This is a genomic window from Anaeromyxobacter sp. Red801 (assembly GCF_049201065.2).
Taxonomy (GTDB): domain Bacteria; phylum Myxococcota; class Myxococcia; order Myxococcales; family Anaeromyxobacteraceae; genus Anaeromyxobacter.
This window is the reverse complement of sequence record NZ_CM181236.1, coordinates 2,794,994-2,807,112: the sequence shown is the minus strand read 5'-3', so window position 1 is coordinate 2,807,112 and position 12,119 is coordinate 2,794,994. Positions and strand designations below refer to the sequence as shown.

Genomic DNA, 12,119 nt, shown 5'->3' with positions numbered 1-12,119 from the left:
CCCCCGGAATCCATTGCGCGGCGGGGCTGTTCGTAGACGTTGGCAGTCCACTTTCCGGCCGAAGATCCGTGACTTCCATCATTGATCTCGCGTGAGGAATCGTGGCATGTCGGGCACCTCACTCGGGACGGGGCCGGCGCAGCCGTGGTGGTCGCCGACGACGAGGATCACGCAAGCCTAAGGACGAGGGAAAATGACGACGAAGACCTCCACGATCATCTGGACCGAAATCGACGAAGCGCCGGCGCTCGCCACCTACTCGCTGCTGCCCATCGTCCAGGCCTTCACCAAGGGCACCGGCGTCGACGTCCAGACGCGTGACATCTCGCTGTCGGGCCGCATCATCTCCGCGTTCCCGGAGAAGCTCACCGAGGCGCAGCGCATCCCCGACTACCTGGCGCAGCTCGGCGAGCTCACCCAGAGCCCCGACGCCAACATCATCAAGCTCCCGAACATCAGCGCCTCGATCCCGCAGCTCAAGGAGGCGATCAAGGAGCTGCAGGGCAAGGGCTACGCGGTCCCGGACTACCCGGAGGCCCCGAAGGACGACGCCGAGAAGGCCGTCCAGGCCCGCTACGCCAAGGTGCTGGGCAGCGCGGTGAACCCGGTGCTCCGCGAGGGCAACTCGGACCGCCGCTCGCCGCTGTCGGTGAAGGCGTTCTCGAAGAAGCACCCGCACAAGCTGGGCGCGTGGAACCCGGAGTCGAAGGCCCACGTGTCGCACATGACCGCGGACGACTTCTACGGGCACGAGACCTCCACCACGGTCGCGAAGGCCACCACCTTCCGCATCGAGCACGTCGCGCCGGACGGCGCCGTGACGGTGCTGAAGAAGGACGCGCCGCTCCTCGACGGCGAGATCATCGACTCGACCATCATGGACGTCCGCGCGCTGCGGAAGTTCGTCGCGGAGCAGATCGAGGACGCGAAGCGCCAGGGGGTGCTGTTCTCGCTGCACCTCAAGGCCACCATGATGAAGGTCTCCGACCCGGTCATGTTCGGGCACGCGGTGACCGTGTTCTTCGAGGACGTGTTCGCGAAGCACGCCGAGACGTTCAAGCAGCTCGGCGTGAACCCGAACCTCGGCCTCGGCGACCTGTACAAGCGGCTCGAGACGCTGCCGGCCGACAAGAAGGCCGAGATCGAGGCCGACATCAAGGCGACCTACGCGAAGCGCCCGGCGCTCGCGATGGTGGACTCGGACAAGGGCATCACCAACCTGCACGCGCCGAACGACATCATCATCGACGCGTCCATGCCGGTGGTGGTCCGCGAGTCCGGCAAGATGTGGAACGCCGAGGGCAAGCTGCAGGACGCCAAGGCGGTGATCCCGGATCGCTGCTACGCCACGATCTACAAGGAGATCATCGAGGACTGCCGCAAGAACGGCGCCTTCGACCCGGCCACCATGGGCAGCGTGCCGAACGTCGGCCTGATGGCGCAGAAGGCCGAGGAGTACGGCTCGCACGACAAGACGTTCATCGCGAGCGCCAAGGGCAAGATCCGGGTGGTGGACGGCGCCGGCGCGACCCTGCTCGAGCAGGCGGTCGAGGCGGGCGACATCTTCCGCATGTGCCAGACGAAGGACATCCCGGTCCGCGACTGGGTGAAGCTGGCGGTGAACCGCGCCCGCGCCACCGGCGCGCCCGCGGTGTTCTGGCTGGACAAGAACCGCGCCCACGACGCGCAGGTGATCGCGAAGGTCCAGAAGTACCTGAACGACCACGACACCCGCGGCCTCGAGATCAAGGTCCTCGCGCCGGTCGAGGCGATGCGCTACTCGCTGGAGCGGATCCGCAAGGGCCAGGACACCATCTCGGTGACCGGCAACGCGCTCCGCGACTACCTCACCGACCTGTTCCCCATCCTCGAGATCGGCACCAGCGCGAAGATGCTGTCGATCGTCCCGCTGCTCGCCGGCGGCGGCCTGTTCGAGACGGGCGCGGGCGGCTCGGCCCCCAAGCACGTCCAGCAGTTCGTGAAGGAGGGCTACCTGCGCTGGGACTCGCTGGGTGAGTTCTCGGCGCTGGGCGCCTCGCTCGAGCACATCGGCCGCGTCAGCGGCAACGCGAAGGCGGCGGTGCTGGCCGAGACGCTGGACCAGGCCATCGGCAAGTTCCTCGACAACAACAAGTCCCCGGCCCGCAAGGTCGGCCAGATCGACAACCGCGGCAGCCACTTCTACCTGGCGCTGTACTGGGCCGAGGCGCTCGCCGCGCAGTCGACGGACAAGGAGCTGCAGGCCCGCTTCGCGAAGCTGGCGAAGCAGCTGGCGGACAACGCCGCGAAGATCGACCAGGAGCTGCTCGCGGCCCAGGGCAAGCCGGTGGACATGGGCGGCTACTACCGCCCGGATCCGGTGAAGACGGGGAAGGCGATGCGTCCCAGCGCGACGCTGAACGCAATCATCGACGCGATGGCGTAGCTGCAGGAATCCAACCAGTCAGGCGAGGGAGACGAACATGGCCAGGTCCAAGATTGCACTGATCGGCGGTGGGCAGATCGGCGGCGTGCTGGCGCAGCTCGCGGCGCTCCGCGAGCTGGGCGACGTGGTCCTCTTCGACATCGTCGAGGGGCTGCCGCAGGGGAAGACGCTGGACATCGCCGAGGCCGCGCCGGTCGACGGCTTCGACGTGAGCCTCAAGGGCACGAACACCTACGAGGACATCAAGGGCGCGGACGTGGTGATCGTCACCGCCGGCCTGCCCCGCAAGCCGGGCATGAGCCGTGACGACCTCATCGCGGTCAACTCGAAGATCATGACGACCGTGGCCGAGGGCATCAAGCAGTACGCCCCGAACGCCTTCGTGATCGTGATCTCGAACCCGCTCGACGCGATGGTGACGCTCTGCCAGCGCATCACCGGCTTCCCGCACAACCGCGTCGTCGGCCAGGCCGGCGTGCTCGACTCGGCCCGCTTCGCCGCGTTCATCGCCTGGGAGCTGGGCGTCTCGGTGAAGGACGTCACCGCCGTCACCCTCGGCGGCCACGGCGACGACATGGTGCCGCTCGTCCGCTACACCAGCGTGTGCGGCGTCCCGGTGATGGAGCTGCTCGAGCAGAAGTACGGCGCCGCCAAGGCCGCCGAGGTGATGGCCGCGATGGTGAAGCGGACCCGCGGCGCGGGCGGCGAGGTGGTCGCGCTCCTCAAGACCGGCTCCGCGTTCTACTCGCCGGCCTCCAGCGCCATCGCCATGGCCGAGTCGTTCCTCAAGGACCAGAAGCGCGTGCTCCCGACCTGCGCCTTCCTCAAGGGCGAGTTCGGCGTGGACGGCCTCTACGTCGGCGTGCCGGTGGTGATCGGCGCGGGCGGCGCGGAGCGCGTCCTCCAGCTCAAGCTGAACGCCGAGGAGCAGGCCATGATGGACAAGTCCGTCAAGGCCGTGAAGGACCTGGTCGCCACGCTGAAGTAGCGGCCGCCGCGGCCTCGCCGCGGAGCAGGATCCGGGGCCCCGATCGCCGCCAGGCGGTCGGGGCCTCGCCGTCTCGCGGGCGCGGTGCCGCGGCCGCCGCGCTACAGCTGGAGGTGCAGGCCCAGCCCCGCGTAGCGCGTGGACTCGAGGAAGAACTGCCCGTACGGCGAGGGGCCGTCGTAGTACTCCGCGAGCAGGCTCCACACCCGCGGCGGGTGGCCGGGGGCGCGCCACCAGGCGACCTCCACGCCGGCGCGGGCGCTCCAGGCCGGCTTCCACTGCTGCTGCTCGCTCGACTTCACGTCCCCGGCGACGACCAGCCGGGCGCCGCGGTCGGGCCCGGCGCGCAGCTCCGCGCCCGCGTGCACGACGCGCGGATCCAGCGCGGTGGGGTTGCGGTCGAAGAGGTGCTCGCCGCCCGCGTAGACGCGCAGCGGCCCGACCTCCTGCGAGAGGATCAGCTCCACCGACTCGAACGACAGGTTCTGCCGCGCGATCTCGCTGTCGGCGCGCAGGAGCAGCTCGTCGCCGAGGTGCGAGCTCTGGTGGTACACGCGCAGGCGGGCGGAGAAGCCCGCCCGCCGGAACGTCACCGGGATGCTCACGGTGTAGTCGGCGTTGAGGAGGTCGTCGCTCCGCGAGTCGAGGTCGAACTGCGCGAACACGGCCGCCTCCAGGCCCACCTGCAGCCCGTCCGCGGCGCGCGGGCCGCCGATCCGCAGCAGCGGCAGGCCGTCGCCGATGCCCACCGAGCCGAGGTGGAGCGAGCCGTGGCTGGTCGGGAACTTGCCGTACAGGTACGAGACGAAGGAGCGGACCGCCTTCGGGTCGGCGACGAGCGGGCAGAAGACGTCGCCCTGCGGGAGCCACACCACCCCGGACGCCTCGTCCTGGTGGACGCCCGTGCCGCACTGGAGGACCCGCACGTCCTGCGGCCGCGCGGCGAGCGGGAGCGCGAGGCCGAGGGCGAGCAGGATCGCGACCGGGAACGGCCGCGCGAGGCGAGCGGTCGGCATGGGGGCCTCCGGGGTGGGCGTCGCGGCGGACGGTCGCGAGGCGCCTCACGCTAGGGCACGCCCGGCCGCCCGGCGCCTGTCCGGGCGGGCTCGCCGTCGGGGGGCGCCCTACCGGGAGGCCTGCCCGAAGGCGACCTGATACACCGGCGGCAGCCGCGCCGGGTGCTGCACCCAGCGATCCCCGCCGTCCTCGGAGATCCACAGCCCGCCGGTGGTCGAGCCCATGGCCAGCCGGTCGCCGCCCGCGTCCACCGCGAGCCCGTGGCGGTACACGAGGTCGTACGCGTGCTCCTGCGGGAGGCCCTCGCGCAGCAGCTCGAACGTGTCGCCGCCGTCGCGCGTGCGCGCCACCACCAGCTTCCCGTCCACCGGCACGCGCCGCTCGTCCTTCACCGCCGGCACGAACCAGGCGGTGCGGGGATCGCGCGGGTGCACCGCCACCGCGAAGCCGAACTTGGACGGCCGGATGGCGGTGATCTCGGTCCACCGCTCGCCGCCGTCCACGCTGCGGAACACGCCGTTGTGGTGCTGCGCGTACAGGCGCTCCGGCGCGGTGGGCGCCTGGGCCAGGCGGTGGACGTCCTGCGCGTTGGGATCGCCGCGCCGCTCCGGCGGCATGTACTCCGCGTACATGCCGGTGGCGCGCAGCGCCCAGGTCTCGCCCGCGTCCGCGGTGCCCCACACGCCGCCGGTGGAGATGGCGCACAGCAGCCGGCGCGGGTCGCGCGGGTCCACCGCGATGGAGTGCAGGCCGGGCTGATCGTAGCCGCCCCGCCCCAGTCCTTGCGCTCGGGGCGGTCCCACAGCGCGCGCACCAGGCTCCAGGACGCGCCGCGGTCGCCGGAGCGGAACAGCGCCGCGGGGATCGTCCCCGCCCACAACGCGCCGGGCCGGTCCGGTCCGGCGGGCTCGAGCGCCCAGAGCTGCTGCACGCTGGGCGCCTCGCCCGCGCCCGCGGGCTCGGCGGGGAAGGCGGGCGCGGCCACCTCGGCCCAGGTCCGGCCGCGGTCGTCGGAGCGGTGCAGCTTCACGCCGAAGTGGCCGAGCGCCAGGGCGGCGTAGAGCGTCCCGTCGCGCGGGTCGTCGAGCACCATGCTGACCGGGTCGCCCAGGAACGCGCAGCGCTCGATCTCCCAGCCGCCCGGGCGCCGCTCCAGCAGGAACAGCCCCTTGCGCGTGGCGACGCTCAGCCGATCGCTCGAGCCCATGGCCTCACCCTCCCGAGAGCGCCTGCATGACGTGGATGCCGCTCCCGGGGCGCACCGGGTCGGCGAGGCCGTCGCGGTCGGTCACGAGCGCGCCGTCCACGAACACGGCCACGTGCTTGCGCAGCCGCCCCTGATCGTCGAGCACGTAGCCGCGCAGGCGCGGGTTGCCGCGGAACGCGGCCTCGAGCGCCTCGCGCACGGTCGCGCCCGGCACCTCGGCGGGCGGCGCGTCGAGGTGGCGCCGGAGCGTCGCGGTGAAGGTCACGTGCGGCATGCGGGCCTCGCAGAAGCGAGGCTCACGCATGGTGGACGTGACCCCCCGCCGCAACGCGCCGGTCGGGGCGCCCCGGGCAGGGAGGCGTCAGGTGCCGGCGATGAGCGCCTTCAGGGCCGCGTGGTCCCGCGCGGCGAGCGCCTTCACGCGGGCCCGGTCCACGTCGGCGACGATGATCTCGCCCACCTCCTGCGCCACCGAGCGGAACAGGCCGAGCGCCTTCATGCCCTCCGCCTGCCGCTGGTTGTCCTCGGTGGGCGTGACGTAGTGCGCCGAGTCCACCCGGTAGCGGTGGAACAGGAACAGCTGCGCGAGCGTCATGAGCCGCTTGCGCCGGAGCGACAGGTCGTGCGTGTTCTGGTCGCGCACCGAGAGGATGCTGCGCCCGCGGCGGTCGGTGATGCTCGCGAACGTGACGTCGAGCTTCCGCTCCCCGTCGGCGGAGGTGACCACGAGCTCGAGCAGGTCGGAGCCGGCGGTGACCGGCCGCAGCGTGGCGTGGAGCTTGCCGGCCACGTGGTGCTGGTCGCGCCACAGGTCGAGCCAGTCGTCGAGCAGCCGGGGCGGCACCTCGGTCTGGACGAGGTGCTGGTGCTGGGTGGAGCCCTGGCCCATGGCCTTGGTGGTGGCGGTCCGTCCGGAGACGGCCATGAGCGCCGCGTCGAGGCGCGGCCCGCCCACCAGCGTCTGCGGCGTCCGGTAGCCGGACTCGAGCAGCCGGAACTTCCGCTGCAGCCGGGCCAGCGCCAGCATGCCGTCCTCGCGCAGCGCGGTCGCGAACTCCTCCGCGGCCAGCCCGTCGATCTGGTGGCCGCCGTAGGTGATGAAGTCGAAGACGAACCCGAGCTTCCCCAGCTCCTCGGGGAAGCGGCGCATCTGGTCGTCGTCCATGCCGGTGGTGTCCCAGTTGAACGACGGGGACAGGTTGTACGCGAGCATCTTGTCCGGGTGGACCGCGTGGATGGCGTCGGCGAAGCGCCGCGCGTCGGCGAGGTCGGCCGTCTTGGTCTCCATCCAGAGCAGGTCGGCGAACGGCGCCGCGGCGAGCGACTTCTGGATGGCGTAGTCGATCCCGCCGCGCACCTGGTAGTAGCCGTCGGGCGTCTTGGCGTGCTCGCAGTCCCAGGGCGGGTCGATCCCCATGGCCCGCGCCTTCTCGCGCGCGCGGTAGAACGGCGCGCGCGCGGCGAACGCCATCCACTCGTCGCGGCGCATGGCAGGGCGCTCGCCCTCGTGCTCGCGGAACGCGATCGCCTGCGCCACCGCCTCGGCGTAGGTGCAGACGCCGGCCTCCTGCTGCCAGGCGTCCACGAACCGGTCGAAGACCCGGTCCAGCGCCGCGTCCACCGCGAGCGCGCCGCGCTGGTGCTCGGCAGCGGCGGCGGCGATGCCCTTGTCGAAGCCGGCGCGCTCCAGCCAGGCGTCCGCGGCCGCGTACTCCTCCTCGCAGACCGCGTACAGCTCGTGCCCGGACAGCTCCTCCACCCCGGCGCGGTGGAACCGGCGCAGGATGGCGAGGAACGCCGCGCGGAAGGCCGGGATCGAGAGGTTGCTCGCGCCCAGGATGAACGGCTGGTCGCGCTCGTCGCCGCGGCCGTCGAGCAGCGTGGCGGACTCCGCGTCGGTGCGCGCCACCACGATCCCCGGCACGCCCATCAGGTCGAGCTGGAACCGCGCCGCGGAGAGCCGCTTCAGCTGCTCGTCCTCCGCGACCAGCACCTTGCCGCCCTGGTGGCCGCACTTCTTCACGCCCGGCTTCTGGTCCTCGATGTGGTAGCCGGGCACGCCGACCTCGACGAAGCGGCGGACGAGGTTGCGCACCTGCGCGTCGCCGCCGTGGCCGGTGTCGGCGTCGGCGATGATGAACGGCCGGAAGTCCACCGCCGGGGTGGCGCGGCGCTGCTCCTCGGTCATGCGCGAGCGGGCGTGGTGCTGGTTCCGGTCGGCGGTGAGCAGCGCGCGGACGATGGGCGCCGCCTCGTCGGGCACCTGGCTGAGCGGGTAGCTGGCGAGGTCGGGGCCGGGGTCCTCCTGCACCGAGCCCTTCGCCGAGGTGGCCCAGCCGCCGAGGTAGATGGCCTCGATGCCCATCCTCTTCATCGCGACGGCCTGGCCGGGCGAGTAGGGGCCGAAGGTGGTGATGCAGCGCCGCTGCTGGAACAGCTCGCGCAGCCGCGCGTGGAACGCCTCGGCGGCCTCGCGCGCCACCGGGTAGTCCTGGCGGATGGTGCCGCGCTGCTCGACGACTTCGCGCGCGGTGTGGATGCGCCGGATGCCGGCGAAGCGGGGGCTCTCGAACCAGCGGCGGAGGGCCGCGACCTCCTGCTCGAAGTCCATCTGTCGTCTCCTGGCGCCGTCGGCGGCGCGTCCCGACAGGCTGGACCCGGACGGTCCGGGAGGCCACCGCGCATCGGGGGCGCACGCGCGGGGCGCGGCCCGCGCGGGAGGGGTTCGTCGCCCCGCGTGCCCTCCGGGGCGCGGCGGGGCGCGCAGGCCCCGGGCGCGGGTTCGCGGAGCGTATACTCCGCGGCATGCGGCTCCACCTGGTGGACGGCACCTACGAGCTGTTCCGCGCGCACTTCTCCGGGCGGCCGGGGCACCGTGCGCCCGACGGCCGCGAGGTGAAGGCGACGCTCGGGCTGGCCGCCTCGCTCCTGGCGCTGCTGCACGACGCCGGCGAGGCGGTGACGCACGTCGCGATCGCGTTCGACCGGCCCATCCGCTCGTTCCGGAACGACCTGTGGGCCGGCTACAAGAGCGAGGAGGGCGTGCCGCCCGAGCTGCTCGCGCAGCTCGAGGCCGCCGAGGAGGCGGCGCGGGCGCTCGGGCTGGTGGTGTGGTCGATGGACGCGCTGGAGGCGGACGACGCGCTCGCCACCGCGGCGGCCCGCTTCCGCGACGAGGTGGAGCAGGTGCGCATCCTCACGCCGGACAAGGACCTGGGCCAGTGCCTCCGCGGGCGGCGGGTGATCCAGGTGGACCGCATGCGCGGGCGCGAGGTGGACGAGGCGGCGCTGCTCGCGCGCCGGGGCATCCCGCCGCAGAGCGTGCCGGACTGGCTGGCCCTGGTGGGCGACGCGGCGGACGGGATCCCGGGGCTGCCCGGGTTCGGCGAGCGCAGCGCGTCGGCGCTGCTCGCGGTGTACGGGCACCTGGAGGACGTCCCCGCCGACCCCGCGCGCTGGCCGGCGGGCGTGCGCGGCGCGGCGAAGCTGGCGCGGGCGCTGGAGGAGGGGCGCGAGGCGGCGCTGCTGTACCGGCGGCTCGCGACGCTCGTCACCGACGCGCCGCTGCCCGAGGGGCTCGAGGGGCTGCGCTGGCCCGGGCTCTCGCGCGAGCGGCTCGGCGCCTGGGCGGCCTCGCTCGGCGCGGAGCGGCTGGTGCAGGGGCTGGAGGCGCGGCCGACGCGCTGGGCGGGCGCCGGCGGCGCGCCGCCGCCGGCCGTGGCGGGCCAGGCCGGCGACGCGGCGGGCGGGGAGCGGACATGACGCTCCGCCGCGACTTCATCCAGCGGATGCTGGAGCAGCTCGGCTGGGCGCTCGCAGGGGTGCTGAAGCTCCGGCGGGCCGGCGCGCACGAGCAGGCGGTGCAGCAGCTCGAGGCGACCGCCACCGGCCTGGTCGGCATCGACCTGCGCATGGTCGCCTCGGTGGAGTCGGCCACCGCGGCCGCGCTGGTGGCGGAGCCGGAGCGGCTGCTGGTGCTCGCGCGGCTCTGCCTGGAGCGCGCGGAGATCGCGCGCGAGCAGGCGGATCCGCTGGAGGCGGGCTGGCGCCGGCGCGCGGTGGAGCTGTGGCTGGAGGCGGCGGGCCGCGGCGCGGCGCTCGACGCCGAGGCGCGCGCGGCGGTGGACGCCGAGCCGGAGGAGGCGCTCTCGGGCCGCGCCCGGACGCTCCGCGCGGCGCTGCCGCCGCGGTGAGCGCCCGGGACGGCGAGGGCGGGGAGCCGCCGGCTGCCCGGCAGCGCCCCGCCCCGCCTCGCGATCCCCCCGCCCCAGGTCAGTAGGCCGGGGTCGTCTTGCCGACCGCGACCGCGACCGGCTCGGCGCCGTGGGCCGCCGTGCCGCCGAACGCGCCGCCGGAGCGGATCTGGAACTCCGGGTAGGCGGAGTTGCCGTGCTCGCCGACGTCCAGGCCCTCCAGCTCCTCCTCCGCCGTCACGCGGATCCCGCCGGTCACGAGCTTCGTCACGTACCAGGCCGCCAGCGAGAGCGTGAACACCGCCACCGCCACCACGCCCACGCCCAGGAGCTGCGGGCCGAGCTGCGCCATGCCGCCGCCCAGGAACAGGCCGGGCTTCGCGACCGCCGCGCACGGCGCCACGGTGGGATCGGCGAACAGCCCGAGCGCGATGGTGCCGAAGACGCCGTTCGCGAGGTGCACCGCGGTCGCGCCGACCGGGTCGTCCACGCGGATCTTGTCGAAGAACACGACCGCGGCGACCACCAGCACGCCGGCGACGAGGCCGATGACGAGCGAGCTGAGCACGCTCACGAACGCGCAGCCCGCGGTGATGGCCACGAGCCCCGCCAGGCAGCCGTTCAGCGTGATGCCGAAGTCCGGCTTCTTCAGGAAGATCCAGGCGGCGAGCATGGAGGACACGGTGCCCGCCGCGGCGGCCACGTTGGTGGTGGTGGCGATGTGCGCGATGGACGCGCCGTCGGCCGCCATGGTCGAGCCGGGGTTGAAGCCGAACCAGCCGAACCACAGCACGAAGACGCCGATGGCGGCGCTCGTCATGTTGTGGCCGGGGATGACGCTGATCTGCTTGCCGGGGCCGTACTTCCCGAGCCGCGGCCCGAGCACGAGGATGCCGGCGAGCGCGGCCCAGCCGCCGATCGAGTGCACCACGGTCGAGCCGGCGAAGTCGAGGAAGCCCTTGCTGGCGAGCCAGCCGCCGCCCCAGATCAGGTGGCCGCCCACGGGGTAGACCACGCCGACCAGGAACAGCGTGAAGACGATGAACGACTTGAACTTGATCCGCTCGGCGACCGCGCCGGACACGATGGTGGCGGCGGTGCCGGCGAACACGAGCTGGAAGAAGAACTTCGCCCACAGCGGCACGCCGGTCCAGTTGAGCGCGTGGTAGACGCCCTGGTACGCGTCGCCGACGGCGGGGCTGTTGTCCGCGCCGGAGGCGAACAGCAGCCCGCTCGTGCCGAAGAGCGGGTTGCCGTCCCCGAACATCAGGCCGTACCCGATCACCAGGAACGCGAGCGACGAGATCGCGAACACCACGAAGTTCTTGAACAGGATGTTCACGGTGTTCTTCGCGCGGCAGAAGCCGGACTCGACCAGCGCGAAGCCCAGGTTCATGAAGAACACGAGGAACGCCGCGATCATCACCCAGATCGTGTCGAGCCCGACCTTCTGGGCGGCGATGGCGTCGGCCATGCCCTGCGTGAACGCGACCGGCGCGGCCGCGGCGGCCTCGTCGGCGCGCGCGACCGGCGCATGGAGGAGCAGGGCCGCCGGGGCGGCCAGCGCTGCGAGGAGGAGCATGGCTCGGAGCTTCTTCATCGGACGAGATCTCCCGTGCTGTGGGCGGCCGGACGCGGTCGCGTTGGATGGGACGCGAGGCGCCTTTGCAGCGCGCGTACCGGAGCCCGCGGAGGCCGGTTAAGGGCGGTTTCCGGCGCGGTCGCGCGCTCCGGCGGGGGCTGCTGCCGGGAGGGCGGGCAGCCCGGTGCACGGCGATGCGGCGCGGGGGGCGGGGCGAGGCGCGGCGAGGTGGCCCGGGTCGCGGTCCGCGGTGCACGCACGGTGATTGCACGTGCGCCGGCGCGGAGGTGTCCATGAAGCGGATCGAGGCGATCATCCGGCCGTCGCGCGTCGAGCAGGTGCGCGCCGCGCTGGCCCACCCCTGGATCTCGGGGATGACGGTGTCCGAGGCGCGCGGCTTCGGGCGGCAGCGCGGGCACGTCGAGCTGTACCGGGGGGCCGAGTACACCATCGAGCTGGTGCCGAAGCTGCGGGTCGAGCTGGTCGTCCCGGACCCGCTCGTGCCGCGGATGGTGGCCGAGCTCGAGGCCTGGGTGCGGACCGGGCGGATCGGCGACGGGAAGATCTTCGTCACGCCGGTGGACGAGGCGGTCCGCATCCGCACCGGCGACCGCGGCGAGGACGCGCTCTAGCGGGCCGGCCGGCGCGGCGGGCGGAAAAGGGAAGGGCCCGGCGGGCGGCCGAAGCCGCCCCGCCGGGCCCTGGGT

Annotated in this window: 10 protein-coding genes; 5 read left to right on the top strand and 5 right to left on the bottom strand. The window is 73.3% G+C overall.

What is annotated here, in order from left to right; all coding sequences use genetic code 11:
- Positions 1–193 precede the first annotated feature (193 nt).
- Positions 194–2,425, top strand: coding sequence for an NADP-dependent isocitrate dehydrogenase (locus tag ACOQFB_RS12935; RefSeq protein ID WP_421610661.1), 2,232 nt, complete (start codon positions 194–196; stop codon positions 2,423–2,425).
- 37 nt (positions 2,426–2,462) lie between these two features.
- Positions 2,463–3,413, top strand: a complete 951-nt coding sequence (gene mdh / locus ACOQFB_RS12930) for a malate dehydrogenase (RefSeq protein ID WP_011421278.1) — start codon at positions 2,463–2,465, stop codon at positions 3,411–3,413.
- A gap of 101 nt (positions 3,414–3,514) precedes the next feature.
- Here mdh and ACOQFB_RS12925 read toward each other — a convergent pair whose 3' ends face one another.
- The 4 genes from ACOQFB_RS12925 to aceA form a co-directional block, all read right to left on the bottom strand.
- A complete protein-coding gene (locus ACOQFB_RS12925; RefSeq protein ID WP_059437032.1) occupies positions 3,515–4,429 on the bottom strand; it encodes a DUF1207 domain-containing protein in 915 nt (304 codons plus the stop codon).
- Between the two features lie 108 nt (positions 4,430–4,537).
- The gene (locus ACOQFB_RS12920; protein WP_494492240.1) at positions 4,538–5,233 is read right to left on the bottom strand and encodes a WD40/YVTN/BNR-like repeat-containing protein; all 696 of its coding nucleotides are present in this window, start codon (positions 5,231–5,233) and stop codon (positions 4,538–4,540) included.
- Positions 5,234–5,641: 408 nt separating this feature from the next.
- Complete coding sequence (locus tag ACOQFB_RS12915; RefSeq protein WP_237757866.1) at positions 5,642–5,941, bottom strand: MoaD/ThiS family protein; 300 nt, start codon at positions 5,939–5,941, stop codon at positions 5,642–5,644.
- Between the two features lie 57 nt (positions 5,942–5,998).
- A complete protein-coding gene (aceA, locus tag ACOQFB_RS12910) occupies positions 5,999–8,248 on the bottom strand; it encodes an isocitrate lyase ICL2 (RefSeq protein ID WP_421610659.1) in 2,250 nt (749 codons plus the stop codon).
- Positions 8,249–8,442: 194 nt separating this feature from the next.
- On the opposite strand from aceA, the gene ACOQFB_RS12905 reads away from it, so the two are divergent.
- Positions 8,443–9,399, top strand: coding sequence for a 5'-3' exonuclease (locus tag ACOQFB_RS12905; RefSeq protein ID WP_421610658.1), 957 nt, complete (start codon positions 8,443–8,445; stop codon positions 9,397–9,399).
- The gene (locus ACOQFB_RS12900; protein WP_059437027.1) at positions 9,396–9,830 is read left to right on the top strand and encodes a hypothetical protein; all 435 of its coding nucleotides are present in this window, start codon (positions 9,396–9,398) and stop codon (positions 9,828–9,830) included. The genes ACOQFB_RS12905 and ACOQFB_RS12900 overlap by 4 nt, the downstream gene beginning before the upstream one ends.
- Before the next feature lie 79 nt (positions 9,831–9,909).
- On the opposite strand, the gene ACOQFB_RS12895 is transcribed toward ACOQFB_RS12900, so the two are convergent.
- The gene (locus tag ACOQFB_RS12895) at positions 9,910–11,430 is read right to left on the bottom strand and encodes an ammonium transporter (RefSeq protein ID WP_421610657.1); all 1,521 of its coding nucleotides are present in this window, start codon (positions 11,428–11,430) and stop codon (positions 9,910–9,912) included.
- 275 nt (positions 11,431–11,705) lie between these two features.
- Between ACOQFB_RS12895 and ACOQFB_RS12890 the strand changes: the two genes are divergently transcribed.
- Positions 11,706–12,044, top strand: a complete 339-nt coding sequence (locus ACOQFB_RS12890) for a P-II family nitrogen regulator (RefSeq protein WP_059437025.1) — start codon at positions 11,706–11,708, stop codon at positions 12,042–12,044.
- Positions 12,045–12,119: the final 75 nt, after the last annotated feature.

Coding starts and splice junctions, on each gene's coding strand:
- ACOQFB_RS12925 (WP_059437032.1), bottom strand. CDS start 4,429: ATGCCGACCGCTCGCCTCGCGCGGCCGTTCCCGGTCGCGATCCTGCTC.
- ACOQFB_RS12890 (WP_059437025.1), top strand. CDS start 11,706: ATGAAGCGGATCGAGGCGATCATCCGGCCGTCGCGCGTCGAGCAGGTG.
- ACOQFB_RS12935 (WP_421610661.1), top strand. CDS start 194: ATGACGACGAAGACCTCCACGATCATCTGGACCGAAATCGACGAAGCG.
- aceA (WP_421610659.1), bottom strand. CDS start 8,248: ATGGACTTCGAGCAGGAGGTCGCGGCCCTCCGCCGCTGGTTCGAGAGC.
- ACOQFB_RS12905 (WP_421610658.1), top strand. CDS start 8,443: ATGCGGCTCCACCTGGTGGACGGCACCTACGAGCTGTTCCGCGCGCAC.
- ACOQFB_RS12915 (WP_237757866.1), bottom strand. CDS start 5,941: ATGCGTGAGCCTCGCTTCTGCGAGGCCCGCATGCCGCACGTGACCTTC.
- ACOQFB_RS12900 (WP_059437027.1), top strand. CDS start 9,396: ATGACGCTCCGCCGCGACTTCATCCAGCGGATGCTGGAGCAGCTCGGC.
- mdh (WP_011421278.1), top strand. CDS start 2,463: ATGGCCAGGTCCAAGATTGCACTGATCGGCGGTGGGCAGATCGGCGGC.
- ACOQFB_RS12895 (WP_421610657.1), bottom strand. CDS start 11,430: ATGAAGAAGCTCCGAGCCATGCTCCTCCTCGCAGCGCTGGCCGCCCCG.